Consider the following 24554-nt stretch of genomic DNA (forward strand, 5'->3'; position numbering starts at 1 on the left):
GCCATGGACAGAGAAGAATGGTCTAGTCCAGAATGTGCGGTGCGGCACACCGGGGCGAAGCCCCGAACCGCTGGAACCTCCGCTCTCCCCGCACAGGAGGGCGGACCGAGGCCCACGGCGCTCTCTGCCCTGACTGCGCCCGGGCCTTAAGATCGACCGGTCCCGGGACGGGGCCGTGCCCCCTACCGCACTGGGGGTACCAACCGCCCGCACTACGGGGCCGGCCGATGTCAGCTCCGGGCTGCGGTGCCGGACAGGTTGAGGGTCCTGTCCCGGCGCCGCGGCCCGCGGGTGTTTTTTGGGGGTCAGCGCCGGCCGGAGGAGCCCGCGCCACCCGCCCCCTGGGCCCGATCCCCCTTCCCCGGCCAGGCGTTCATCGCCAGCGAGGCGACCGCCTCCAGCGTCGCGCGGTCCGTGCCGTCCCGGGCGGACTGCGACATCCCCGCGATGATCGCGCTGACGTACGCGGCGAGGGCGTGCGCGTCGGTGTCGGCGGGGAGTTCGCCGGCGGCGGCGTCCGCGCGGATCGCGCGCTCGATCTCCCGGACGTTCGACTGCCGCTTGTCGCGCAGGGACGCGGCGACCTCGGCGGAGGCGGGGGCGGTGTTGAGCGCGGCGCTGATGACCATGCAGCCGCGCGGGCGGTCCGGGACGGTGTACTCGATCGCGGCCTCGCGCAGGGCCCGTTCGACGCCGCGGCGGGCGGTCGGCTCCTCGGCCAGGGCCCGGGAGATGAAGCCGCCGTACACCTCCCCGTACACCGCTATCGCCTCGTCGAACAGGGCCCGCTTGTCGCCGAAGGCGGCGTAGAGGCTGGGGGCGCTGATGCCCATCTCGCGGGTGAGGTCGGCGATGGACGTGGATTCGTAGCCGTACTCCCAGAAGGAGCGGATCGCCTTCTCCAGGGCCGTCTCCCGGTCGAAGGACCGGGGTCGGCCGCGCTGCTTGGTCTCCTTGGCCACCATGGAGTGAATTCTATAGCGGTCGCTAAGAAACGCGTGCTACGGTTTTTATGTAGCGAGCGATACAGAAATCGTTCGCGGACGGGCAGGCGTGCGCGCCGAGGGGCGCGCGGGCGGACGAAGGGGAGGGGCTCGCGATGGGTGCACTCAGCGGCAGGACGGCACTGGTGACGGGCGGCGGCCGGGGCATCGGCCGCGCGATCGCGGAGCGGCTGGGACGGGACGGCGCGCGGGTCGGCGTGCACTACGGGAGCGACGAGACGGCGGCGAAGGAGACGGCCGCGGCGATCGAGGCGGCGGGCGGCGAGGCGTTCACGCTCCACGCCGCGCTGGGGATGCCCGGGGACGCCGAGGCACTGTGGACCGCGTTCGACGAGCGGGCGGACGGGGTGGACATCCTGGTCAACAACGCTGGAATCAATAAGACGTTGGACGGCACGCTGCGCCCGTTCGGCGAGATGACCCGCGCCGATGTCGAGCGCCTCTTCGCGGTCAACACCACCGCGCCGTACTTCGTCATCCAGGAGGGCCTGTCCCGGCTGCGGGACGGCGGACGGATCGTCAATGTCTCCACGCGGCTGACGCACGGCGCGGCCAAGTCCGATCTGATCGCCTACGCGATGTCGAAGGGACCGATCGACGTGCTGACCCGCTCGCTGGCGAAGGAGCTCGGCCCCCGCGGCATCACGGTCAACGCGGTGGCACCCGGCGCCGTCGACACGGACATGAACGCCGCCTGGCTGCGCGGCGGGGAGAACGCCGAGGCGCGCGCCGCGACCAGCGCGCTCTCCCCGCTGGGGCGGGTGGCGGACGCCACCGATATCGCCGACATCGTGGGGTTCCTCGCCTCGGGTGACAGCCGGTGGGTGACGGGCCAGTGGATAGACGCCACGGGCGGCGCCCTGCTGTGACCGGCCGGCACCGCGCCGCCCCGGCGATGGCTCGCTCCCCCGCGCGCGGCCCGCATGCCCGTCACCCTGTGGCCGCCCCGTCAACCGGTGCGCCGCTCGGCCCGCCCACCGGTCCGTCGACCGTTACCCGTTGGCCGCCGGCCGGCCACCGGATCGACGGGTAACGGTCGGGAAAACGTGCCCCGTCGTTCAACGGCACCACGGGACCGCGTGGGCCCACCTCTGCTAGATTGGTCTATACCACATAGCCCATTCTTCAGAACGGCAGGCCCAGCGTGGAAGTTGTCATCGTCCAGGACGCCGCGGCAGGCGGCGAGCTCATCGCGGAGGCGATCGCCACCCTGGTGCGCCGCAAGCCCGAGGCGCTCCTCGGCGTGGCCACCGGCTCGACGCCGTTGCCCATCTACGAGGCGTTGGCGACGAAGGTCCGGGCCGGCGAGGTGGACGCCTCGCGGGCGCGGATCTGCCAGCTCGACGAGTACGTGGGGCTGCCGGCCGGGCATCCCGAGTCGTACCGCTCGGTGGTGCTGCGCGAGGTGGTGGAGCCGCTGGGGCTCGACGAGGACGCGTTCATGGGACCGGACGGCACGGCCGACGATGTCCAGGCCGCGTGCGAGGCGTACGACCGTGCGCTCCGCGAGGCCGGTGGGGTGGACCTCCAGTTGCTGGGCATCGGCACCGACGGGCACATCGGCTTCAACGAGCCCTGCTCGTCGCTGGCTTCGCGTACCCGCATCAAGACCCTCACCCAGCAGACCCGGGAGGACAACGCCCGCTTCTTCGACAGCCTGGACGAGGTTCCGCACCACGTCATCACCCAGGGCATCGGCACCATCCTGGAGGCGCAGCACGTGGTGCTGCTCGCCACCGGCGAGGGCAAGGCCGATGCGGTGGCCCAGGCCGTCGAGGGACCGGTCGCCGCGCTGGTGCCGGCCTCGGCGCTGCAGTTCCACCCGCACGCGACGGTGGTCGTCGACGAGGCCGCGGCGTCCAAGCTGAAGCTGGCCGAGTACTTCCGCGCGACCTACGCCGCCAAGCCGGAATGGCAGGGCCTCTGACGGAACCGACCGGCGGCCCGAGGGCCCGCACCAGCACCGGGCCCTGACGGGACGCCGGCGCGGGGGCGGGCCCTCGGTGTACTGCCGGGAGGGCGGCTGGAGTTGGGGCGGGAAGCCGGCGGTACGTCGCGGCGCGACTGGCGCTTCCCGGTGCGCTTGTGGGCGCTGGGAGTCCGGTGGGTGGTGGTGCCCGTCGGGCCGAGGGCGGCGGGGTCGGGGCCGTTGGGGTGCCCTACGGAGACCCACTGTTGGGGAGTTGGGTGAAGGCGGCCGGACCGGCTCCGCCCCTCAGCGCCCGCCCCCTCGCGCCCTCAGGTCCATCAGGCACACCGACCCGTTACGCCCTCGGGTACGCCCCTTGCGTCCCCGGGCACGCGCTCCGCCAACCCGTCGGGCGCACCGGCGCGTTGGCGTCTCAGGCGTCCGCCCGATCCCCCCAAACCCCCCGGCCCGTCAGGGCTTCTGTGGCCGCCTGGGTGCAGGCGTGGGCGGCGCCGTGGGTGGCTATGTGGGGGGTGCCCTGAGGTGGGGCCTGGGGGACGCCCATTTCGATGACGGCGGTGTGGGGGCGGGCGGTCAGCAGGACGTGCAGGGCGTCGGCCATCCAGGGGTGGCGGTGGAGGTCGCGGACGACGGCCACGATGGGGCGGTCGCCGGCGGCGGTGAGGAGGTCGTCGACGAGGGCGGCGGGGTCGGCCGCGGCGTCGGCGGCGGTGTAGGTGGCGGACCCGGTGCCGGGGAGGAGGCGGGCGAGTTCGGCGGCGACGCCCCAGGGGGTCTCGTCGCCGACGGCGATGTTGGCATGCGGGGTGAACGCGGCGACGTAGGCGGGGACGGTGAGCGGGCGGTGCGGGGTGACGGAGGTCAGCCGGACGGCGCGCCGGGCGGCGGTCAGACCGATCCCGGGCGCGGGCGCGGCCCCCTCCCCCGCGCCCGCGACCCGGGTCCAGTGCGCCAGGGCGCGCACCCGCGCCGCGGCGTCGGCGAGCCGCTCCTCGGGCAGTTCGCCTTCCCGGACGGCCCTGACCAGCGCGTCCCGCAGCCGGAGCACGGTGTCCTCGTCGGACAGGCCGCCGCCCACGCAGATCGCGTCGGCCCCGGCGGCGAGCGCCAGGACGGTGCCGCGCTCGATGCCGTAGGTGGCGGAGATGGCCCGCATCTCGATGCCGTCGGAGACGATCAGGCCGTCGAAGCCGAGGCCGCCGGCGGTGACGGGGGCGCGCAGCAGGCCGTGCAGGGTGGCCGGGCTGAGCGTGGCGGGGCGTTCGGCGTCCAGCGCGGGGAGGAGGAGGTGGGCGGTCATCACGGCGCGGGTGCCAGCGGCCACCGCGGCGCGGAACGGGACCAGTTCGCGTTCCCGGAGCGTCGTCAGGTCGGCGGTGACGCGGGGCAGGTCGTGGTGCGAGTCGACGGCGGTGTCGCCGTGGCCGGGGAAGTGCTTGGCGCAGGCGGCGACGCCGGCGGACTGGAGGCCCTCGACGTAGGCGGCGGTGTGCCGGGCCACGAGGGCCGGGTCGGCGCCGAAGGAGCGGACGCCGATGACGGGGTTGGCGGGGTCGGAGTTGACGTCGGCGCAGGGGGCCCAGTTGAAGTTGACGCCGCAGTCGGCCAGTCGGCGGCCGAGTTCGCGGGCGACGTCGCGGGTCAGCGCGGTGTCGTCGACGGCGCCGAGGGCGAGGTTGCCGGGGAAGGAGGAGCCGCCGCGCACTTCGAGGCGGGTGACGTCGCCGCCCTCCTCGTCGATGGCGATGAGGAGTTCGTCACGGGTGGCGCGCAATTGGCCGGTGAGGGCGCCGAGTTGTTCGGGTCCGTGCACGTTGCGGCCGAAGAGGGCGACGGAGACCAGGCCCTCGTCGAGGCGGCGCAGCAGCCAGTCCGGCGCGGTGGTGCCGGTGAAGCCGGGCTGGAGGACGGCGAGCGCGTCCCGGGTGAGGGTGTCGGCCGGGCGGACAGCGGTGACCATCGGTCATCCCTTCACGGCGCCGGAGGCGAGACCGCCGACCGCCTTGCGCTGGAGGAAGAGGAACAGGATCAGGATCGGCACGGCGAAGAGCGAGGCGGCGGCCATGGTGGCGCCCCAGTCGTCGCCGAACTGGGTCTGGAACTGGGAGAGCCAGAGCGGCAGGGTGCCGGCGCCGGGCTCCTTGTTGAGCACCAGGACCAGCGGGAACTCGTTCCAGGCGGTGATGAAGCCGAAGAGGGAGGTGGCCATCAGGCCGGGGGCCAGCAGCGGCAGGATGACCTTGACGAACGCCTGGCGGCGCGTGCAGCCGTCGACCATCGCGGACTCCTCCAACTCCTTGGGCACCGCGGCGACATAGCCGCGCAGGGTGAGGAGGGTGAAGGGGAGCACCATCAGCATGTAGAAGAAGGTGAGCGGCAGCAGGCTGTTGAGCAGGTCGGCATCCCGGACGATCAGGTAGATCGAGATCACCATGACCTCCCAGGGCGCCATCTGGGCCACCATGAAGGTCAGCAGGATGCCCTTGCGTCCCTTGAAGCGCATCCGCGCGATGGCGAACGCGCCGCACAACGCGATGACCAGGGAGAGCCCGACGGCGAGCACGGTCACCACGATCGAATTGGTGGCCAGCTGCCAGAAGTTGGGCGCGTTCACCGCGGTCGCGAAGTGGCTGAGGGTGCCGTGGAGCGGGAACCACACGGGGTCCTCGCTGAGGATGTCCCCGGTCGGCTTGAAGGCCGTGGCGAACATCCAGTACACGGGGAAGACGAACAGCAGCGCGAGGACGGCGGCGGTCGCGTTGGGCCAGATCCGGCCGGCGAGTGAGCGCTTCACAGCGCGTCCTCCTCTTGCTTGAGCGTCAGGCGCAGGTAGTACGCGGTGAGGGCGAGCAGCACGACGATGGTCAGCACGGAGATCGCGGCGCCCATCCCGAAGTGGAGGTTGCCGACGCCCTCGGTGAAGGCGTAGATCGGCAGCGTCTCGGTGAGCCGGTCGGGGCCGCCCTGGTTGATCGCGAAGATCTGCGGGAACGCCTTGAAGACCCAGATGACTTCGAGGAACGTCGTGGCCAGGAAGAAGGGGCGCAGGAAGGGGAAGGTGACCGAGGTGAAGATCCTCCAGGTGCCGGCGCCGTCCATCCGGGCCGCCTCGTAGAGCTCCTTGGCGATGGTCGTGGTGGCCGCGTAGAGGTTGAGGGCCACGAAGGGCAGCGACTGCCAGACGATCAGCACGGTGATGACGAAGAAGGTGGAGAACTGGGTGCCGACCCAGTCGTAGTGCGCCATGGAGCGCCAACCGAGGTGTGCCAGCAGCCAGTTGACGACGCCGTAGCGGGAGTCGAAGAGCCACTGGAAGACGGTGGTGGCGGCGATCACCGGCATCGCCCAGGCCAGCACCAGCGCCGCGGACAGCACCAGCCGCATCTTCTTGCCGAGCCGGGCCAGCAGCAGCCCGAGCAGGGTGCCCAGCACCATGATCAGTACGACGTTGACGGCGGTGAAGACGATGGTGCGGAGGGTGACCCGCCAGAACTGGTCGCTGCCCAGGACCTCTTGGTAGTTGCCCAGGCCCCGCCAGTCGGTGAGGTGCTGGATCAGCTCCTTCATGTTGAGGTTCTGGAAGGAGAGCACCAGGTTGCGCACGAGCGGCCAGCCCAGGAAGACCGCGGTGGCGAGCAGGGCCGGGAGCAGCAGGAGGTACGGCGCACCGCGGGCCGCCCGCCGGCCACCGGGGCCGCTCCGGCCGGGTGGTGCGCCGCGCTTGCGGGTCCGCGGCGCGGTCCCCCCGGCCGCTTCGTCGAGCTGCACTGCCATGAGCTGTGGTCCCCTCGTTCCCGTGAATGCGCCTGGTGGTTCCGGTGGTTGCCGCCGCCGGCCCCACCGGGGTGCTCGGGGGGTCGGCGGCGGACGGGCGTACGGGCCGGGGGCGGCCGGCCCGTACGCGTCGGGGGTCGGCTACTGCTTGGCGAGCCGGGCGTTGATCTCGGACTCGATGTCCTTGGCCGCGTCGGTCGGGGCCTTACCGTTCAGGACCGCGGTCATGTAGTTCTTGATCGGGTTCGGCACGTTCTCGACCGCGGCCCACTGGGGGATCAACGGCGTGGTGCCGCCCGCCTTTTCGGCGGCCGGGGCGGCGGCCGCGGCGGCCGGGTTGTCCTTGGCCGCGCTCGCCAGGGCCGGGGACTTGGGCGTCCAGCCGGCCTCGCGCACCATCTGGGCGTCGTTCTCCTTGGAGAGCGCGACCTTGAGGAATTCCTTGGCGAGGTCCTGGTTCTTGCTCAGCCCGGCGACCGCGAAGTTGGAGCCGCCGAGGAAGACGCCCTCGGGCTTGTCGGCGGTCTCACCGGGAATGGTGAAGAAGCCGATATCGTCCTTGATCTTCGGGTTTGCCTTGATGGCGGTGGCCGCCTCATAACCCATGGCGATGATGGCGCCGGTCTTTCCCTTGGCGAAGATCTCGGCCTGCTGTGGGGTGGCCTCGTCCTTGTTCTTGGGCGCGTTGCCGAACGCCTGGTACTGCTTGTAAATGTCCATGGCCTTGGCGACCTTGGGGTCGGCGATATTCGAAACCCACTTGTCGCCCGCCCTCTTCACCAGTTGGGCACCGGTGCCGATGGTCAGGCCGTCGAGGAAGTACCAGTTCTGGCCGGGCAGATAGAGCGGCTCGGCGTCGGTCTTCTTCTTGATGGTGTCGAAGTCGTGGAAGAGTTCGGCGCGGGTGGCGGGGTTCTTCTTGATCCCGGCCGCGGCCCAGATCTTCTTGTTGTACATCACCACGCGGTTGCCGGCGAACCACGGCAGCGCGTACTGCTTGCCGTCCGCCATGGCGGCCTTGTTGAAGGCGTCGCTCCAGTCGGCGCCGATCTCCTTCTTCAGGTCACCGAGGTCGACCAGGGCACCGGCCTTGGCGTAGGCGGCGGTCTGGGTGTTGCCGATCTCGACCACGTCCGGCGGAGTGTCCTCGGACAGCGCGGTGCTCAGCTTCTGCTGAATTCCGTTCCACTGCTGGACCTTGAATTCAACGGTGGCACCGGTCGTCTTCTTGAATTGCTCGGACACCTGCTTGGTCCACTGCTCAGGATTCGATCCTGACATCACCCAGACCGTCAACTTCTGGCCTTTGAAGCCGTCGGCGCCCGCATTCTTGCCGCCGCTCGACCCACAGGCAGCGACGCTCACCAGCATTCCCGCGACCGCGGTCGCCGCTATGAGCCCACGCTTCATTGCGCTCTCCCCCTCAAGGACGGGTGTGGCTTTAATGGTTTAGACCAGTTCTCGCAGCTTGGCCTAGACCTTTAGGGGTGTCAAGGGTGTATAAGAGTCGCTGTCAGGTCCGTTACCGGACCGACATCTGGGGCGGGCCGCGACCCGTGTGGACGCGCGGGCATCCCGCCCGTGCCACGATGTGAGCCGCTACGTACGGAGGAGCCGGTGACGGCAGCACGACAGGCATCGGAGAGGCGGGTCATGGAGACCGACGCGGGCAGCGCCGAGAACGGTGGCGGGGGCGTGCGGTCCGCCCGGGTGCCCAAGTACTACCGCCTCAAGCGGCACTTGCTGGAGATCACCGAGACCCTGCCGCCCGGTACCCCGGTGCCGCCCGAGCGCACCCTCGCCGCCGAGTTCGACACCTCCCGCACCACCGTCCGCCAGGCCCTCCAGGAACTCGTCGTCGAGGGCCGCCTGGAGCGCATCCAGGGCAAGGGCACCTTCGTCGCCAAGCCCAAGGTCTCCCAGGCGCTGCAACTGACCTCCTACACCGAGGACATGCGGGCCCAGGGCCTGGAGCCGACCTCCCAACTGCTGGACATCGGCTATGTCACCGCCGACGACCGGCTGGCCGGGCTGCTGGACATCGCCCCCGGCGGCCGGGTGCTGCGCATCGAGCGGCTGCGGCTGGCCAGCGGCGAGCCGATGGCGATCGAGACCACCCACCTGTCCGCCAAGCGCTTCCCGGCGCTCCGTCGCAATCTGGTCAAGTACACCTCGCTCTACACCGCGTTGGCGGAGGTCTACGACGTCCGGCTGGCGGAGGCCGAGGAGACCATCGAGACCTCGCTGGCCACCCCGCGCGAGGCCGGGCTGCTGGGCACCGACGTCGGCCTGCCGATGCTGATGCTCTCCCGGCACTCGCTGGACGCCCGGGGGCAGCCGGTGGAGTGGGTCCGCTCGGTCTACCGCGGCGACCGCTACAAGTTCGTCGCCCGACTGCGGCGCCCGACGGACTGAAGGCCCGCGGCCCCAACTCCCTTACGGTCACTGCTGTGTACCGATATGCGGACGGCTAGTGACGCGCACCACGCCCCTGGAATAGATTTCCAGCCGACTGCACCGGAGTTCACCAGGGACGGGAGCCAACGGTCATGGCCGAGAACGCCGCATCACCGGACCACAGACCGGTCGTCACCCCCACACGGGTGGTGGCCGGATTGTGCCTGCTCGCCCCGTTCGTGGCGATGCTGTGGGTGAGTTCGTACGCGCGGATCGAGCCGACGCTGATCGGGATCCCGTTCTTCTACTGGTACCAGATGGCCTGGGTGCTGATCTCGACGGTGCTGACGACCGTGGCCTACGCGCTGGTCCGGCGCGAGCAGCGCGCCCGCAAGGGCGGTGCGGGCCGATGACGAACCCGTCCACCGCGCTCGCCGCCGGCCCCCAGGGCGTCGACGGCGTGGCGCTCGCCGTCTTCGTCTTCTTCTTCCTCGCCGTCACGGTCATGGGCTTCCTGGCCGCGCGCTGGCGCCGGGTCGAGCACTCCGCCAACCTCGACGAATGGGGCCTGGGCGGGCGGAGCTTCGGCACCTGGATCACCTGGTTCCTGCTCGGCGGCGACCTCTACACGGCGTACACCTTCGTGGCCGTCCCGGCGGCGATCTACTCGGCGGGCGCGGCCGGCTTCTTCGCCGTCCCGTACACCATCCTGGTCTACCCGCTGATCTTCACCTTCCTGCCCCGACTGTGGTCGGTCTCGCACCGCCACGGCTACGTCACCACCTCCGACTTCGTCCGCGGGCGGTTCGGCTCCAAGGGGCTGTCGCTGGCCGTGGCGCTGACCGGCCTGCTGGCCACGATGCCCTACATCGCGCTCCAACTCGTCGGCATCCAGGCCGTCCTGGACGTGATGGGGGTCGGCGGCGGGGAGCACGCCAACTGGTTCGTCAAGGACCTGCCGCTGCTGATCGCGTTCGCCGTGCTGGCCGCCTACACCTACTCCTCGGGCCTGCGGGCGCCGGCGTTGATCGCGTTCGTCAAGGACGGGCTGATCTACCTGGTCATCGCGGTGGCGATCATCTACATCCCGCTCAAACTGGGCGGCTTCGGCGAGATCTTCCATTCCGCGGGCAAGGCGCTCGCCCAGACCGGGCCCACCGGCAAACCGCGCGGCGAACTGGCCAGCGGCCCCAACGCCCAGTGGGCGTACGCCACTTTGGCACTCGGCTCGGCGCTGGCGCTGTTCATGTACCCGCACTCGATCACCGCCACGCTCTCCTCGCGCAGCCGCAACGTGATCCGTCGCAACACCACCATCCTGCCGATCTACTCGCTGATGCTGGGCTTCCTCGCGCTGCTCGGCTTCATGGCGCTCAAGGCCGGGACGGACACCCACGGCAACGCGCAGTTGGCAATCCCGCAGTTGTTCGCGGACATGTTCCCGAGCTGGTTCGCCGGGGTGGCGTTCGCCGCGATCGGCATCGGCGCGCTGGTGCCCGCCGCGATCATGTCGATCGCCGCCGCCAACCTCTTCACCCGGAACGTCTACAAGGACTTCCTGAAGCCCACCGCCACGCCCGAGCAGGAGCACAAGGTGGCCAAGCTGGTCTCCCTCCTGGTCAAGGTCGGCGCCCTGATCTTCGTCCTGACCATGGACAAGACCGTCGCCATCAACTTCCAGCTGCTGGGCGGCATCTGGATCCTCCAGACCATGCCGGCGCTGGTCGGCGGGCTGTTCACCCGCTGGTTCCACCGCTGGGCGCTGCTGGCCGGCTGGGCGATCGGCATGCTCTACGGCACCCTGGCCGCGTACGGCGTGGCCAGCCCGACCCAGAAGCACTTCGGCGGCTCCAACGCGGAGATCCCCGGCATCGGCGAGATCGGCTACATCGGCCTCACCGCCTTCGTGCTCAACGTGGTGGTGACGGTCGTGCTCACCCTCGTCCTGAAGGCCCTCAAGGCCCCTGAGGGCGTCGACGAGACCGCCCCCGGCGACTACACCGCCGACATCGGCGACGACGGCGTCACGGCCGACCTCCCGCCGGCCACGGCGGGGGCACCGGGCGGGCACTGACCCTCGTCAACTACGGCGGAGGGCCGTCGCGTTCCTGACGAACGCGACGGCCCTCGCTCGTGTGCGGCTCAGCGACCTCGTGAGGTCATTCACGAAGGCGTCACAGGGCACGAGCGAGCCGTCCGGACGGAGGCGACCGTTTCGGTGTGGCTCCGTCTTCAGTCCCTGGTTCGGGTCCAGGAAGAGCTCGGGCCGGTGCTGCAGGCAGATGCGCAGCAACCACTGGATGATCCGTCCGTGATCCCCGTCCGGCATGGGCTTGCTCTTGCACCTTCCCGTTGATGAGCTCCCACCGCGCTTCTTCTTCCAAGCGACTGAGTATCCGGGCGGCCTCTTCGAAGTCGGCCGTGCTGGTGTGCGGCCGATCGGCGAGCGCGGTCATGGAACCTCCTCCTTATGCCATCCACCGGGCAGAGCAGGGAACATGGAACCGACGGTAGCCGAGCCCACTGACAGTCAATACGTGATCACCATCGGCGAACGCGCCCGCTGCGCCCCACAGTTCCCCACACTGGCTCCATGGACATCACGATCAGGCCCATACGCCAGGCGGAGTTCGAGACGGTCGGGGAGTTGGTGGTGGAGGTGTATCTGGCCGACGGGCTGCTGAGCGGGGCGGACGATCCGTATGCGGCGGTGTTGCGGCGGGTGGCGCACCGGGCCGAGCACGCCGAGATATGGGTGGCCGTGGATGGGAAGAACGGCGCGGGCGGCGCGGTTGTGGGTGCTGTGACATTCGCCGCGTACGGCAGCCCGTACGCGGAGTTGGCCGGGCCCGGCGAGGGCGAGTTCCGGATGCTGGCGGTCCGCGGCGAGGGGCGCGGGCGCGGCGTCGGAGAGGCGCTGGTCCGGGCCTGCCTTGAGCGGGCCCGGGGGCTCGGGCTGCGCGCCATGGTGCTGTCGAGCCAGCGGCACCTGCTGCCGGCGCACCGGCTCTACCGGCGGCTGGGGTTCGCGCGGGCTGCCGGGCGGGACTGGGACCCGGTGCCGGGCGTGCGCCTGTGGGCGTTTGCTCGGGAGCTGGCCTGACGGCTTGTTTCCGGCCCCGCACAGGCGGTGCGGCCGTTCGCACACGCGTAGGGATGCCATGCGGTGCGACACAAGATGTGGGGGTGCGTGCGGGGAGCAACACAAGATGTATGCTCTTCCTCGCTGTCGCCGCAGGGGAATCCGGTGCGAATCCGGAACTGTCCCGCAACGGTATGAGAGCGCAGGATACGGCCAGTTTCTGGGGGTCCTACGCGCTCACGAGTCCGAAGACCTGCCGATGGTACGTCCGCACCGCCACTGGTGCGGCGTCGAGACGTCCGGGCCCCGAGGGATGGGTTGGTGGACGGAGCGCGGCCGGCCCCGCGCACCCCCGGTTCGCCGCGGGGTGCCCCCTTGTCCGCCCGCGCGCCGCCCCTGCTGCGCCCTCCGGCCCCCGCCGAGTGAGGGAGAGCATCAGGTGACCATCGCGCCAACGGAGCCCGCGTCAGACGCCGAGGTCGTACAGCCCGCGGTGGCCGCGCCCCCCGTGGCCGAAGACGGCCCGGGTGTCGCCCTGCTGCGCACGCTGACCGAGCTGACCGCGGACCTGACCGCCACCGACCCGGGCAAGGTGGCCGCCGCCGCGCTCCGCGGCCGCCACCCCGGCTCCGACGAGGCCGAGTTGCGGTCCCTGGCCACCGAGGCCGCGGCCGGGCTGATCGGCGACGAGCCGCAGTACTCCAAGCTGGCCGCGCGCCTGCTCACCCTCGCCATCGCCGAGGAGGCCGCCGGCCAGGGCGCCACGTCCTTCTCCGCCTCGATCGCGGTCGGCCACCGGGAGGGACTGATCGCGGACGCCACCGCGGAGTTCGTCGCCGCGCACGCCGAGCGCCTGGACGCCCTGGTGGACGGGGCGTTGGCCGACGGCGCGGACGACCGCTTCGGGTACTTCGGGCTGCGCACCCTCCAGTCGCGCTACCTGCTGCGCCACCCCACCACCCGCAACGTGGTCGAGACGCCCCAGCACTTCCTGCTGCGGGTCGCCTGCGGCCTGGCCGAGGACGCCTCCGAGCGGGCGCTGGCGGACGTCGCCGAGCTGTACCGGATGACCAGCACGCTCTCCTACCTGCCGTCCTCCCCCACGCTGTTCAACTCCGGCACCCGGCACCCGCAGATGTCCTCCTGCTACCTGCTGGACTCCCCGCTGGACGAGCTGGACTCCATCTACGACCGCTACCACCAGGTGGCCCGGCTCTCCAAGCACGCCGGCGGCATCGGGCTGTCGTACTCCCGGATCCGCGCCCGCGGTTCACTGATCCGCGGCACCAACGGGCACTCCAACGGCATCGTGCCGTTCCTGCGCACCCTGGACGCGTCGGTCGCGGCGGTCAACCAGGGCGGCCGCCGCAAGGGCGCGGCCTGCGTCTACCTGGAGTCCTGGCACGCCGACATCGAGGAGTTCCTGGAGCTGCGGGACAACACCGGCGAGGAGGCCCGCCGGACCCACAACCTCAACATCGCGCACTGGATCCCGGACGAGTTCATGCGCCGGGTCGAGGCGGACGCGGACTGGTCGCTGTTCTCCCCCTCGGACGTGCCCGAGCTCGTCGACCTGTGGGGCGACGAGTTCGACGCCGCCTACCGGGCCGCTGAGGCCGCGGGCAAGGCCCTCAAGCAGGTGCCGGCCCGGGTGTTGTACTCCCGGATGATGCGCACCCTGGCGCAGACCGGCAACGGCTGGATGACGTTCAAGGACGCCGCCAACCGCACCGCCAACCAGACCGCCGAGCCCGGCCGGGTCGTGCACTCCTCCAACCTGTGCACCGAGATCCTGGAGGTGACCGACGACGGCGAGACCGCGGTCTGCAACCTGGGGTCGGTCAACCTCGCGGCCCACCTGGGCGAGGACGGCCGGATGGACTGGGAGCGGCTGGACGCCACCGTCCGCACCGCCGTGACCTTCCTCGACCGGGTCGTGGACATCAACTTCTACCCGACCGAGCAGGCCGCCGCCTCCAACTCCCGCTGGCGGCCGGTCGGTCTGGGCCTGATGGGCCTCCAGGACGTCTTCTTCCGGCTGCGGCTGCCGTTCGACTCCGCCGAGGCCCGGGAGCTGTCGACCCGCATCTCCGAGCGGATCATGCTCGCCGCCTACGAGGCGTCCGCCGACCTCGCCGAGCGGCACGGCGCGCACCCGAACTGGGCCGCGACCCGGACCGCCCGCGGGGTGCTGCACCCGGACCACTACCCGAACGCCGAGGTGCGCTGGGCGGACCGCTGGGCGGCGCTGCGCGCGCGGATCGCGAGGACCGGCATGCGCAACTCGCTGCTGCTGGCGATCGCCCCGACCGCCACCATCGCCTCGATCGCCGGCGTCTACGAGTGCATCGAGCCGCAGGTCTCCAACCTCTTCAAGCGCGAGACGCTCTCCGGTGAGTTCCTCCAGGTCAACACGTACCTGATCGGGGAGCTCAAGGAGCTGGGCCTGTGGGACGCGCGGACCCGGGACGCGCTGCGCGAGGCCAACGGCTCGGTCCAGGACCTGTCCTGGATCCCCGCGGACCTCCGGAACCGCTACCGCACCGCCTGGGAGATCCCCCAGCGCGCCCTGATCGACATGGCCGCGGACCGGACGCCCTACCTGGACCAGAGCCAGTCGCTCAACCTCTTCATGGCGTCGCCGACCATCGGCAAGCTCAGCTCGATGTACGCGTACGCCTGGAAGCGCGGGATCAAGACCACGTACTACCTGCGCTCCCGGCCGGCCACCCGGATCGCCCAGTCCGCCCGCGCCGCCACCATCCCCGCCCAACTGCCGGTGACCGACCCCGAGGCGGTCGCCTGCTCCCTGGAAAACCCCGAGTCCTGCGAGGCATGCCAGTAATGACCACCGCACCCGAGAAGAACGCAGCAGCGACCCACACCGCCACCACGGGGTCGAAGAACCTCCTCGACCCGGGCTTCGAACTAACCCTGCGCCCCATGCGGTACCCGGACTTCTACGACCGCTACCGGGACGCGATCAAGAACACCTGGACCGTGGAGGAGGTCGACCTCCACTCCGACGTGGCCGACCTCGCCAAGATGTCCCCCGGCGAGCAGCACCTCATCGGCCGTCTGGTGGCCTTCTTCGCCACCGGCGACTCGATCGTCGCCAACAACCTGGTGCTGACGCTCTACAAGCACATCAACTCCCCCGAGGCGCGGCTGTACTTGAGCCGTCAGCTCTTCGAGGAGGCGGTGCACGTCCAGTTCTACCTGACCCTGCTGGACACCTACCTCCCCGACCCGGAGGACCGGGCCGCCGCCTTCGCCGCGGTGGAGAACATCCCGTCCATCCGGGAGAAGGCCCAGTTCTGCTTCAAGTGGATGGACCACGTCGAGGAGATCGGGCAGCTGGAGACGAAGGCCGACCGCCGTCGCTTCCTGCTCAACCTCATCTGCTTCGCGGCCTGCATCGAGGGCCTGTTCTTCTACGGCGCGTTCGCGTACGTCTACTGGTTCCGGTCGCGGGGCCTGCTGCACGGCCTGGCCACCGGCACCAACTGGGTGTTCCGCGACGAGTCCATGCACATGGACTTCGCGTTCTCCGTGGTGGACACGGTCCGCCAGGAGGAGCCCGACCTCTTCGACGACGCGTTGGAGCAGGAGGTCACCGACATGCTCAAGGAGGCCGTCGAGGCCGAGCTCCAGTTCGCCCGCGACCTGTGCGGCGAGGGCCTGCCGGGGATGAACACCGCGTCGATGCGCGAGTACCTCCAGTGCGTCGCCGACCAGCGCCTGCGCCGCCTGGGCTTCCCGGCCGTCTTCGGCTCGGAGAACCCGTTCTCCTTCATGGAGCTGCAGAACGTCCAGGAGTTGACCAACTTCTTCGAGCGGCGCGCCTCGGCCTACCAGGTCGCCGTCGAGGGCTCGGTCTCGTTCGACGACGAGTTCTGATCCCGCGTCGGGTTCTGCTCCCGATCGACCGGACCGACGGCCGGACGGTGGCCTGCCCCGCCGTCCGGCCGTCCCGTTTTCCCCCGGCCGCCCGCCGAATGTGAGCGTTCGATTAGCGGGCGGCCGGAGCGGCAACCGGAGCCCTGCCCACCGCATCTACGCATGCATGGAGGGAAGGAAAAGACGCCGGTACATCGACTATCCCCGCAACGGCCGTACGGGAGTGCGCCGTTGGCTGCCGTCCTGGCGGCTCTGGCTGGGATCGGGCGGGTTCGTCCTGCTCTGCCTCGCGGGGCTGTTCGCGGTCGTGTACGTGAAGATCGACATTCCCAACGAGAACGCGCTGGCCGCCCAGGAGGCCACCGTCTACTACTGGGCGGACGGCAGCCAGATGGTCAGCGTCGGCGCCGTCAACCGCCAGAACATCGCCCTCGACAAGGTGCCCAAGCACGTCCAGAACGCGGTGATAGCGGCGGAGAACGCCACCTTCTACAAGGACCACGGGGTCTCGCTCACCGGAATCGCCCGCGCCGCGGTGAACATGGTCTCGGGCGGGGACACCCAGGGCGGTTCGACCATCACCCAGCAGTATGTGAAGAACACCTATCTCTCGCCGGATCAGACCGCCACCCGCAAGGTGAAGGAATTCATCATCGCGCTGAAGGTCAACAACCGGAAGTCCAAGTCGGAGATCCTGCGGGGATATCTCAACACCAGTTGGTTCGGCCGCGGTTCGAACGGAATTCAGGCGGCCGCGCACGCCTATTACGGCATCGACGCCAAGGACCTCGATCCCAGCCAAGGGGCCCTGCTGGCGGCCCTGTTGAAGGGCTCCGAGCAGTACGACCCGGGGCTGAGCAAGGCCAATCACGCGCGGGCGGTGGCGCGTTGGAAGTGGATACTCGACCGGCTGGTCACCACCGGTGCGATGAGCGAGCAGGAAAGGGCGCACTACCGCACGTTCCCCGAGCCGCGCCCGATGGCCAAACCCACCAGTCAGGCCGGCCAGATCGGCTATCTCGTCGACGTCGCCAACAAATTCGTCAAGAGCGCGACCGGGCTGACCGACAAGGACCTCGCCCGCGGCGGCTACCGCATCCACACCACGTTCGACAAGCGGTGCACCCACCAACTGGAGAAGGCCGTCGCCGACGTCCGCAAGAAGAATCTCGACCCGAAGAAGCGCACCGAGGACACCTACGCGGAATTCGGCGCGGCCTCGGTGCGCCCCGGTGACGGCGCCATCGTCGCGCTCTACGGCGGGACCGACGCCACCTCGCACTTCGTCAACAACGCGGACACCTCCGCGGTCCCGGCCGGCTCCGCCTTCAAACCGTTCGTACTGGCCACCGCCCTCCAGCAGGAGGCCGAGCGGTACGGGGACCAGCCGCGCCCGGTGGACACCGCCGGCGGCGCCGAGGAGTTGCGCGGCGCCCTGATGCGCGGCGAGAGCGCCCCGTTCGTCCAGGCCGGCAAGAAGCTGGGGTTGGAGCGGATCCGGGACCTGGTGCTCCGCGCCGGGCTGCACAAGGAGAGCCTGGCGCAACTGGAACAGACCTTCCCGCTGGGCACCTCGGCGCCCAGCGCGATCCGGCTGGCCAGCGCGTACACCACATTCGCAGGCGGCGGCCAGCACGCCGAGCCGTACGCGGTGACGAAGATGTCCCACCAGGGCAAGGGCGTCGCCGGCTTCGCCCGCGGTGAGCCGCAGCAGGTGCTCGCCCCGGCGGTGGCACAGGAGATGACCGCCACGCTGGAGGGGCTGGGCTGGCGCGCGCTGAGCCCGGTGGGCGGCGAGTGGGCGCGGCAGCCGGTCGCGGCCGGGGCGACCGAGTCCGGGGACCGGATGAAGTCGGCGTGGTTCGTGGGCACCCCGCCGCCGGCCGGCACCTGGAGCCGGCCGGCGAAGGCCACCCCCGGTGCCGGGGTCCGCGCCGACCGCGCCCCCAAAGAGGCGGACGGCGCCGAACCGACCACGGCGATCACGCTGTTCCGGAACAAGCCGGGTGCGCCCCAGTTGCTGCCGCTGAACGGCGTCGGCGGCCCCGACACCGGGCTGGGCACCTCGCTCCCGCCCCGGGTCTGGGCCGCCTATCAGAACGCCGCGTAGGGCCGCAGGGGCCCGCACGGGGCCGGAGCCCCGCTCGTACCGCCGCGCTCAGTCGTTGGGCACGACGTCGTAGCGGGGCTCCTGCTCGGCCATCTGCTTGAGCACGTCCTTGCGCTCCCGCTTGGAGAGCCGGTCGATGTAGAGGTAGCCGTAGAGGTGGTCGGTCTCGTGCTGGAGGCAGCGCGCGAAGTAGCCGGTGCCCTGCACCACGATCGGCTCGCCCTTGGCGTTCTGGCCGCGCACCACCGCGTAGTCCGGGCGCGGCATCGCGGCGTAGGCACCGGGGACGGACAGGCAGCCCTCGTTGGAGTCGTCCAGCACCCGCTGCCCGGCCGGCAGCTCCTCCAGGACGGGGTTGCAGACCGCGCCGACGTGCCGGGCGCCCTCGTCGTCCGGGCAGTCGTAGACGAAGACCTTGAGGTCCACGCCGATCTGGTTGGCGGCCAGGCCGACGCCCTCGGCGGTGCGCTGGCTGGCGAACATGTCGTCGATCAGCTTCGCCAGCTCGTCGTCGAACGCGGTGACGTCCTTGCACTCCTTGTGGAGCACGGGATTGCCGACCACGGTGATCGGACGGGAGGTGCCGCGCTCCCGGTGGGCCTCCTCACGCTCCTTGGCGTCCGTGACGTCGTCGACGAACGCGTCGCTCGCTTGCTGCTCGCTGTCCTGCTGGGCCATCTCCGCCGTACGCCTTCCTGCAAAACCCTCGGGTAACGCCCTACAGCCTAATCCGTTGCCGGCGACGGCTTCCGGGGCCGTCGAAACGCCTTCGACGGCGTCAGCAGACCTCTTCGAGATCGCGCCACTCCCGGGTGTCCGGGCTGTCCGCGACCCAGCCGTCCAGCAGTCCGCGCACCAACGCCGCCGGCGCCGCGATCCCGCACTCGCGCTCGGGGACCCACAGCGAGCCGGAGCCCGCGGTGCGGTGGCCCAGCGGCCCGGGGTGGCCCGGTTCGCTGTGGTCGTGCGGGTCCAGGTGCTCGCCGTCGCCCTCGTCGCTGGGCATCCGGCTCTCGGAGCAGGTGCGGCACAGCAGCCGCACCGACGACGACCAGTCCTCGGCCGCGAAGCCGGCGTCGGCGGCCAGTTGTTCCAGGGCGTCCCGGTCGTCCTCGGTGGCGGCCTCCAGGAGCACCACCCAGGTGGGCACCGGGGACGGCGCCCACAACTCGATCTCGTCGAAGACCGGGAACGTCCGGGTCTCGCCGCCGGCCCCGGTGGTGGTGCGCTCGCCGTGCGGAACGCCGTCGTGCAGCACCACCTCGCCCCAGCGCCGGCCCGAGGACGGCAGCGGGATGGAGAGCACCTCGATCCGGGCCGGGTCCAGCCGGCGGCCCCAGACCACCTCGGCCTCGCCCTCCGGCGACAGCCGCACCGCGGCGCTGCCCAGCGCCATCCCCAGCGGCTCCCCGGTCGGCGAGCCCTCGCCGGGGACCTTCAGGCCGTACGCCTGCCAGGCGCGGCGGGCCAACGGCCAGTCCTGGAGGGCGGTGGCGGCGATGCCGACGTTCCACCAGTCGGGCGCCCCGGTCTCGCGGTCCAGCAGCGCCACCGCGCGCAGTCCGGCGGCCCGGGCCTGTTCCCAGTCGTGCCGGAACTTGTGCAGCAGCGCGAGGTTGAACCAGGACTCCGACAGCCAGGGTTCCATGTCCGCCGCGCGGGTCAGCAGCGCCCCGGCGTCCTCGTAACGGCCGTCGCCGATCAGCGTGAAAGCCCGGTCGGTCGCCTGCCGCCACGAGGCGGAGGGCCGGTGCCGTACCTTGCCGAAGATCCTCACGATTCCCGCCTGCTGGTTGCTCTTGTGCCGCTCCGGAGGTGTCCCGGGCGGCGCCCGGGGCCTTCTGGGGACCCACTCGACAACCTGCCACAGATTGCCGTCGGGCTCAGCCCGGTGCACAGCACCCCCGTGCGGCTCATGCCCTGCGCCGACCCCCTGAACCCCCCTTCAGGGGGCTTCCTTCGCATCCAACCATGCCCATCTCGCGGGCCGCTCATTACCCATGGGTTCCCGGGCGGTGGACGGCCCCGGAACACTGCGCAACGGTGTGCGCGGGAGCCCGCCACGGGGCGCGGGCCGCCGGTGTTCGCGCCCGGGGCGACCCTCAACCCGCCCGGTCCGCGCGGGCCAGGACCCGGGCCAGCGCCTCGACCACCCGCGGCTCGTGGTCCCGGGCGGTGGCCAGCCGCAGCCGCTCCAGCGCCCGCAGTCTCGCCGCGGGCCCCACGCCCTCCGCCACCAGGTCCTCGTAGGCGTTGACGGTGCGGACGATACGGGCCGTGAGCGGCTGTTCCCGGTACGGATCGGCCTGCCGCTCGACAATCACCGCGACCTCCGGCGGGGCGCCGGTCTGCCGGGCCACGGCGCCGCCGAGCAGCGCGATCCGGCGCTGTTCGGCGGGCGGCAACGGGGCGGTGGCGCCCGCCGGTACCGGGTCGACGAGCGAGAGCTGGCCGATGTCGTGCATCAGCGCGGCGTGTTCGAGGACCTCCAAGTCCGGCCCGCCGAGCCCGAGTTCGCGCCCCACCTCGCGGCCGAGCGCGGCCACCTTGCGGGCGTGCCCCGGCGGGGTGCAGCCGGCGACCTCGGTGGCCCGGGCCAGCGAGGCGATGGTCTGCCGGTAGGTGGCGCGCACCGCGGCGTACCGGCGGAAGGCGCTCTGGGCGAGCAGCAGCGGCAGGCAGAAGACGGGCAGTGCCCACAGGCCGGCGACGGCCACGCCCAGTGCGCTGACCACCCCGGTGGCACAGATGGCGGTGCCGATGCCGGGCAGCGCCCGCAACTCGTCGCGCAGCAGCGGCCCGTACGGCCAGCCGGTCCTGGCCCGGATCAGCGCGGCCGCCACCACCGCGTCGCAGAGCGCGGTCAGCGCCAGCAGCACCGCCAGGAAGAGCGGGCGGGCCGGCCCGGCCACGCCCCCGGCGCGCAACACGCCCGCGGCGTAGAGGGGTTGGCAGCAGGTGGCGGCGAAGGCGACGGTCAGCATCCGGCGGGCCAGCGGATCGAGCACCGGGCCGCCGCCGCGCAGCAAGTACGGGACGAGGCCGACCAGTTGGGCCGCCACCACCACCGCGAGGGTCTGCGGCACCCCGGGCGCGGCCGGCCGGCCGCCCACCTCGCCGAGCAGCGCGTAGCCGAGCGCCCCGGCCGCGCCGAGCGGGGCGCCCTCCCGGAGGCCGGGCACCGGGGACGCCGGGCGGACGGCGTCCGGGTACGGCGCCCGCGCGGACCGCGCCGCGGGGCGCTCGGGCCCGCGGCCGGCCGCGGCGGGGACCCGGCGCACCGCCTCGCCCGCCGCTATCAGCGCCCCGAAGGCCAGCGCGGCGCGCGGCCCGGTGATCCCGTGCCACAGGGTGTGCCCGAGGCCCCAGCCGGCCAGCACGGCGGCCGGGGCGGGCAGCCAGCCGGCCGGTCGGCCGGTCACCGGACGGCGCCGCGGGCCGCACCGGGCCCGTGGGACAGCCGAGTTGGCGGGACGTTTCCGCGCCCGGCCGGGGCCGGTTCCGACGCCCGCTCCTCCCCCGCGGTCACCCGCTCGGGGCGCCAGCCGTGCCGGTCCAGGGCGTCGGCCAGCGCCCGGACCATCCGCGGGTCGAACTGCGTCCCGGCGCACCGGCGGAGCTCGGCGACGGCGGCCGACACCGGGCGGGCGCGGCGGTAGGAGCGGGTGGAGGTCATCGCGTCGAAGGCGTCGGCGACCGCCACCACCCGGGCGCACTCGGGGATGTGGGCGCCGGTCAGGCCGTAGGGGTAGCCGCTGCCGTCCATCCGCTCGTGGTGGTGGAGGATCGCCGCCCTGGCCTCGCCCAGGAAGCCGATGCCGCGGACGATCTCGTGCCCGTACTCCGGGTGCAGCTCGATGATCCGCCGCTCCTCCGGTGTCAGCGGCCCGTCCTTCCGCAACACCCGGGTGGGCACGCCGAGTTTGCCGACGTCGTGCAGGATCCCGGCGAACCGCAGCACCTCCAGCCGGTCCTCCGGCAGGCCCAACTCCCGGGCGATCAGCACCGAGGCCCGGCCGACCCGCTCGCTGTGCCCGCGGGTGTAGCGGTCCTTGAGGTCGACGGCCTGGACGAGGGCGCGGACGGTGGCCTGGTGGGCGGCCCGTTCGCGCTGGTACTGGGCCCACGCCCAGCAGGTCAGATGGACCGGCAGCAGCACCAACAGCGCCGCGGGCGGCCCGTAGGCGCTGCGCCAGAGCACCGCCATCATCAGCCCGGTCAGCCCGTGGACGAGGTACGCCAGCGGCAGCCGGACCGCGGGACCGCGCCAGGCGGTGCGCACCGGATGCCGCTCGGCGAGGACCAGCACCCCGCCACCCAGCCCGACCAGGACGGCGCAGCAGGCGCCGGCACCGGCCAGGGCGGGCGGCAGCAGCTCCGGGAAGGGGGCCGCGGCCGGCGCGACGGGACCGACGGCCCGGAAGACCTGGGCCGACGCCCAGGCGGCGAGGGCGAGTTCGGCGGTGTGCCAGAGACGGCGGGCGGCCGGCCAGGGCCGGGCGGCCGGGGCCAGCGCGGCACCGGGGACGGCCACCAGGGCGGCCAGCGGTGGGGGCAACAGGAAGGATCCGGCGAGCAGTACGGGGGCGGCCCAGCCCGGCGGGAAGGTGCCGGGCGGCCCGTCGGGGCCCGGGGCGGGGCGCTGCGCTCCGTCGGTCAACGGGCAGCGGCGGATCCGCTCGCACAGGCCGTGCAGGGTGCCGAGGGCCAGGGCGCCGGTCCAGGGGGCGGCGGCGCCGAGCCGTACCGCGGGGGCCGCGCAGAGCGCCGCGGCCAGGGCGGCGCAGCCGATGTAGACCCGCGCGGCCGTCGGGAGTTCCCGCATCGCGCCCTCCTCACCCTGCCCGACGCTCTCCGTCGCGGCGGAGCGCCGCGTGCCTCGGGGTCCGGTGAGGATAGAGGGACGGGGGCGCCACGGGGGGCGCATCGATGAATCGGGTGGGACGGACCGCGCTGCCCTCACTCCCAGGGGTGAGTGCGACGCGCGCCTGTTCGGCGCGCGGACGTCGGGGCGGGGTCCTACTCGGCGTGCGCGGTGTTGCCCGCCGGGTCGGCCTGCGAAGCGGGCGGCGGGGTGGCGCCGGCGGCGTCCGCCCGCTCCCGCTGGGCCTGTTCGTGCCGCGCCTGGTCCAGCACGCTCACCTCGGGCACGGCCTCCCCGGCCCGGATCAGGTCGATCCGGCCCATGACCTTGGAGCGCAGGTCGGTGGGGACGTCGTCGTGCCCGCAGCAGCGCTTGACCAGCTTCTTGACGGCCTGCTCCAGGCCGTACTTCTCCAGGCACGGCGAGCACTCGTCGAGATGGACCTGGAACTCGGCGCACTCGCCGGCCGGCATCTCCCGGTCGAGATACTCGTAAAGGTGGTCAAGGACCTCTGAGCAGTCCTTCTCGTGCGGCTCTCCGCAGCTCATGATCCCGAGCCTTTCCGGTCGTGCGACTCCGGCGTGCCCGCGGACTGCGCCTCGGCGGCAGCCGCCCCCGCCGGGACCAGCCCGCGCTCACGGGCGTAATCCTCCAGCAGGCCGCGCAGTTGGCGACGACCGCGGTGGAGACGGGACATCACCGTGCCGATGGGTGTCCCCATGATGTCCGCGATCTCCTTGTACGCAAAGCCCTCAACGTCCGCGAGGTAGACGGCGATCCGGAACTCCTCCGGGATCGCCTGGAGCGCGGCCTTCACGTCCGAGTCCGGGAGGTGGTCCAGCGCCTGCGACTCGGCGGAGCGCAGCCCCGTCGACATGTGGGACTCCGCGCGCGCGAGCTGCCAGTCCTCGATCTCGTCGGCGGCGCTGCGCTGCGGCTCACGCTGCTTCTTGCGGTACGAGTTGATGAAGGTGTTGGTGAGGATCCGGTACAGCCATGCCTTGAGGTTGGTGCCCTCCCGGAACTGGTGGAAGGACGCGTACGCCTTGGCGTAGGTCTCCTGCACCAGGTCCTCCGCATCGGCCGGATTGCGCGTCATGCGCAGGGCGGCGGAGTACATCTGGTCCAGGAAGCCGAGGGCGTCCCGCTCGAAGCGCGCATTGCGCTCGGCGTCGCTCTCCGCCCCGCCCGCGGTCTGCTCCGCGGCCGGGCCGTCGGTCCCTTCGTCGGCTCCGGTGACCGGACCCACCTCCTCCAACACCGTGGCGGACCCCGCTGCCTGCGCCGCGGGCCCTCTCGATTCGGAGAATAGACGACGATCCGGTGCCCCCGCCGCTCCAACCAGGGCGGACTGGGTCACCTGCATCTTCGGCCACTGCAGGTCGGCGGCCGGGCGGGCCGGGCAAGCGATTCCCATGCGGCGGACTCCCATTCCTCGTTGCGCGCTGAACGTGCTCCACTGCCTACGCATGGCACAACAGCGGCACCCCGCC

The 24554-nt window shown here is 71.8% G+C and carries 20 protein-coding genes and 1 riboswitch; of the genes, 9 read left to right on the forward strand and 11 right to left on the reverse strand.

Annotated elements, in window-relative coordinates:
• Nucleotides 1-305 precede the first annotated feature (305 nt).
• Nucleotides 306-965 (reverse strand): TetR/AcrR family transcriptional regulator, encoded by a 660-nt coding sequence (locus PV796_RS13855; protein WP_274913367.1) that lies wholly within the window; start codon nucleotides 963-965, stop codon nucleotides 306-308.
• Between the two features lie 134 nt (nucleotides 966-1099).
• On the opposite strand from PV796_RS13855, the gene PV796_RS13860 reads away from it, so the two are divergent.
• The gene (locus PV796_RS13860) at nucleotides 1100-1873 is read left to right on the forward strand and encodes an SDR family oxidoreductase (RefSeq protein ID WP_274913368.1); all 774 of its coding nucleotides are present in this window, start codon (nucleotides 1100-1102) and stop codon (nucleotides 1871-1873) included.
• A 275-nt stretch (nucleotides 1874-2148) separates the two neighbouring features.
• The gene (gene nagB / locus PV796_RS13865; RefSeq protein ID WP_274913369.1) at nucleotides 2149-2931 is read left to right on the forward strand and encodes a glucosamine-6-phosphate deaminase; all 783 of its coding nucleotides are present in this window, start codon (nucleotides 2149-2151) and stop codon (nucleotides 2929-2931) included.
• A 415-nt stretch (nucleotides 2932-3346) separates the two neighbouring features.
• Here nagB and PV796_RS13870 read toward each other — a convergent pair whose 3' ends face one another.
• From PV796_RS13870 to PV796_RS13885, 4 genes are all read right to left on the reverse strand, one after another.
• Complete coding sequence (locus tag PV796_RS13870) at nucleotides 3347-4894, reverse strand: glycoside hydrolase family 3 protein (RefSeq protein ID WP_274913370.1); 1548 nt, start codon at nucleotides 4892-4894, stop codon at nucleotides 3347-3349.
• Between the two features lie 3 nt (nucleotides 4895-4897).
• The gene (locus PV796_RS13875; RefSeq protein ID WP_274913371.1) at nucleotides 4898-5728 is read right to left on the reverse strand and encodes a carbohydrate ABC transporter permease; all 831 of its coding nucleotides are present in this window, start codon (nucleotides 5726-5728) and stop codon (nucleotides 4898-4900) included.
• A complete protein-coding gene (locus tag PV796_RS13880) occupies nucleotides 5725-6708 on the reverse strand; it encodes a carbohydrate ABC transporter permease (RefSeq protein ID WP_274913372.1) in 984 nt (327 codons plus the stop codon). Before PV796_RS13880 ends, PV796_RS13875 begins: the two co-directional genes overlap by 4 nt.
• A 141-nt stretch (nucleotides 6709-6849) precedes the next feature.
• Nucleotides 6850-8118, reverse strand: a complete 1269-nt coding sequence (locus PV796_RS13885; protein ID WP_274913373.1) for an extracellular solute-binding protein — start codon at nucleotides 8116-8118, stop codon at nucleotides 6850-6852.
• 243 nt (nucleotides 8119-8361) lie between these two features.
• On the opposite strand from PV796_RS13885, the gene PV796_RS13890 reads away from it, so the two are divergent.
• The 7 genes from PV796_RS13890 to PV796_RS13925 all read left to right on the forward strand — a co-directional run bounded on the left by PV796_RS13890 (nucleotide 8362) and on the right by PV796_RS13925 (nucleotide 18197).
• Nucleotides 8362-9123: a GntR family transcriptional regulator gene (locus PV796_RS13890; protein WP_274919017.1), complete on the forward strand. Its 762-nt coding sequence runs from the start codon at nucleotides 8362-8364 to the stop codon at nucleotides 9121-9123.
• Nucleotides 9124-9257: 134 nt separating this feature from the next.
• The gene (locus tag PV796_RS13895) at nucleotides 9258-9518 is read left to right on the forward strand and encodes a DUF3311 domain-containing protein (protein ID WP_274913374.1); all 261 of its coding nucleotides are present in this window, start codon (nucleotides 9258-9260) and stop codon (nucleotides 9516-9518) included.
• Complete coding sequence (gene mctP, locus PV796_RS13900; RefSeq protein ID WP_274913376.1) at nucleotides 9515-11179, forward strand: monocarboxylate uptake permease MctP; 1665 nt, start codon at nucleotides 9515-9517, stop codon at nucleotides 11177-11179. Before PV796_RS13895 ends, mctP begins: the two co-directional genes overlap by 4 nt.
• 519 nt (nucleotides 11180-11698) lie before the next feature.
• Nucleotides 11699-12208 carry a GNAT family N-acetyltransferase gene (locus tag PV796_RS13910; protein ID WP_274913377.1) on the forward strand — a complete coding sequence of 170 codons (510 nt, stop codon included), beginning with the start codon at nucleotides 11699-11701 and terminating at the stop codon, nucleotides 12206-12208.
• Between the two features lie 104 nt (nucleotides 12209-12312).
• Nucleotides 12313-12462: riboswitch (cobalamin riboswitch) on the forward strand.
• 164 nt (nucleotides 12463-12626) lie between these two features.
• Nucleotides 12627-15032 (forward strand): ribonucleoside-diphosphate reductase subunit alpha, encoded by a 2406-nt coding sequence (locus tag PV796_RS13915; RefSeq protein ID WP_274913378.1) that lies wholly within the window; start codon nucleotides 12627-12629, stop codon nucleotides 15030-15032.
• Complete coding sequence (locus tag PV796_RS13920; RefSeq protein WP_274913379.1) at nucleotides 15032-16087, forward strand: ribonucleotide-diphosphate reductase subunit beta; 1056 nt, start codon at nucleotides 15032-15034, stop codon at nucleotides 16085-16087. Before PV796_RS13915 ends, PV796_RS13920 begins: the two co-directional genes overlap by 1 nt.
• Nucleotides 16088-16253: 166 nt before the next feature.
• On the forward strand, nucleotides 16254-18197 hold the full coding sequence (locus PV796_RS13925; protein ID WP_274913380.1) for a transglycosylase domain-containing protein: 1944 nt from the start codon (nucleotides 16254-16256) through the stop codon (nucleotides 18195-18197).
• 48 nt (nucleotides 18198-18245) lie between these two features.
• Here the strand turns inward: PV796_RS13925 and def are convergent, their stop codons facing one another.
• From def to PV796_RS13955, 6 genes are all read right to left on the reverse strand, one after another.
• On the reverse strand, nucleotides 18246-18875 hold the full coding sequence (def, locus tag PV796_RS13930) for a peptide deformylase (protein WP_274913382.1): 630 nt from the start codon (nucleotides 18873-18875) through the stop codon (nucleotides 18246-18248).
• A gap of 100 nt (nucleotides 18876-18975) precedes the next feature.
• Nucleotides 18976-19974, reverse strand: coding sequence for a tetratricopeptide repeat protein (locus PV796_RS13935; protein ID WP_274913383.1), 999 nt, complete (start codon nucleotides 19972-19974; stop codon nucleotides 18976-18978).
• Nucleotides 19975-20299: 325 nt separating this feature from the next.
• Nucleotides 20300-21619, reverse strand: coding sequence for an HD-GYP domain-containing protein (locus PV796_RS13940; RefSeq protein WP_274913384.1), 1320 nt, complete (start codon nucleotides 21617-21619; stop codon nucleotides 20300-20302).
• Nucleotides 21616-23022: an HD-GYP domain-containing protein gene (locus PV796_RS13945; RefSeq protein ID WP_274913385.1), complete on the reverse strand. Its 1407-nt coding sequence runs from the start codon at nucleotides 23020-23022 to the stop codon at nucleotides 21616-21618. Before PV796_RS13945 ends, PV796_RS13940 begins: the two co-directional genes overlap by 4 nt.
• 194 nt (nucleotides 23023-23216) lie before the next feature.
• Nucleotides 23217-23609 (reverse strand): mycothiol system anti-sigma-R factor, encoded by a 393-nt coding sequence (rsrA, locus tag PV796_RS13950; RefSeq protein WP_274913386.1) that lies wholly within the window; start codon nucleotides 23607-23609, stop codon nucleotides 23217-23219.
• The gene (locus PV796_RS13955; protein ID WP_274919018.1) at nucleotides 23606-24310 is read right to left on the reverse strand and encodes a sigma-70 family RNA polymerase sigma factor; all 705 of its coding nucleotides are present in this window, start codon (nucleotides 24308-24310) and stop codon (nucleotides 23606-23608) included. Before PV796_RS13955 ends, rsrA begins: the two co-directional genes overlap by 4 nt.
• Between the last annotated feature and the right edge of the window lie 244 nt (nucleotides 24311-24554).

The sequence above is a fragment of the Streptomyces sp. WZ-12 genome (genome assembly GCF_028898845.1).
In the GTDB taxonomy this organism is placed as follows: Bacteria; Actinomycetota; Actinomycetes; order Streptomycetales; family Streptomycetaceae; genus Streptomyces.

Coding starts and splice junctions, on each gene's coding strand:
- PV796_RS13855 (WP_274913367.1), bottom strand. CDS start 965: ATGGTGGCCAAGGAGACCAAGCAGCGCGGCCGACCCCGGTCCTTCGAC.
- PV796_RS13860 (WP_274913368.1), top strand. CDS start 1,100: ATGGGTGCACTCAGCGGCAGGACGGCACTGGTGACGGGCGGCGGCCGG.
- PV796_RS13870 (WP_274913370.1), bottom strand. CDS start 4,894: ATGGTCACCGCTGTCCGCCCGGCCGACACCCTCACCCGGGACGCGCTC.
- PV796_RS13880 (WP_274913372.1), bottom strand. CDS start 6,708: ATGGCAGTGCAGCTCGACGAAGCGGCCGGGGGGACCGCGCCGCGGACC.
- PV796_RS13885 (WP_274913373.1), bottom strand. CDS start 8,118: ATGAAGCGTGGGCTCATAGCGGCGACCGCGGTCGCGGGAATGCTGGTG.
- PV796_RS13890 (WP_274919017.1), top strand. CDS start 8,362: ATGGAGACCGACGCGGGCAGCGCCGAGAACGGTGGCGGGGGCGTGCGG.
- PV796_RS13895 (WP_274913374.1), top strand. CDS start 9,258: ATGGCCGAGAACGCCGCATCACCGGACCACAGACCGGTCGTCACCCCC.
- mctP (WP_274913376.1), top strand. CDS start 9,515: ATGACGAACCCGTCCACCGCGCTCGCCGCCGGCCCCCAGGGCGTCGAC.
- PV796_RS13910 (WP_274913377.1), top strand. CDS start 11,699: ATGGACATCACGATCAGGCCCATACGCCAGGCGGAGTTCGAGACGGTC.
- PV796_RS13920 (WP_274913379.1), top strand. CDS start 15,032: ATGACCACCGCACCCGAGAAGAACGCAGCAGCGACCCACACCGCCACC.
- PV796_RS13925 (WP_274913380.1), top strand. CDS start 16,254: ATGGAGGGAAGGAAAAGACGCCGGTACATCGACTATCCCCGCAACGGC.
- def (WP_274913382.1), bottom strand. CDS start 18,875: ATGGCCCAGCAGGACAGCGAGCAGCAAGCGAGCGACGCGTTCGTCGAC.
- PV796_RS13945 (WP_274913385.1), bottom strand. CDS start 23,022: ATGCGGGAACTCCCGACGGCCGCGCGGGTCTACATCGGCTGCGCCGCC.
- rsrA (WP_274913386.1), bottom strand. CDS start 23,609: ATGAGCTGCGGAGAGCCGCACGAGAAGGACTGCTCAGAGGTCCTTGAC.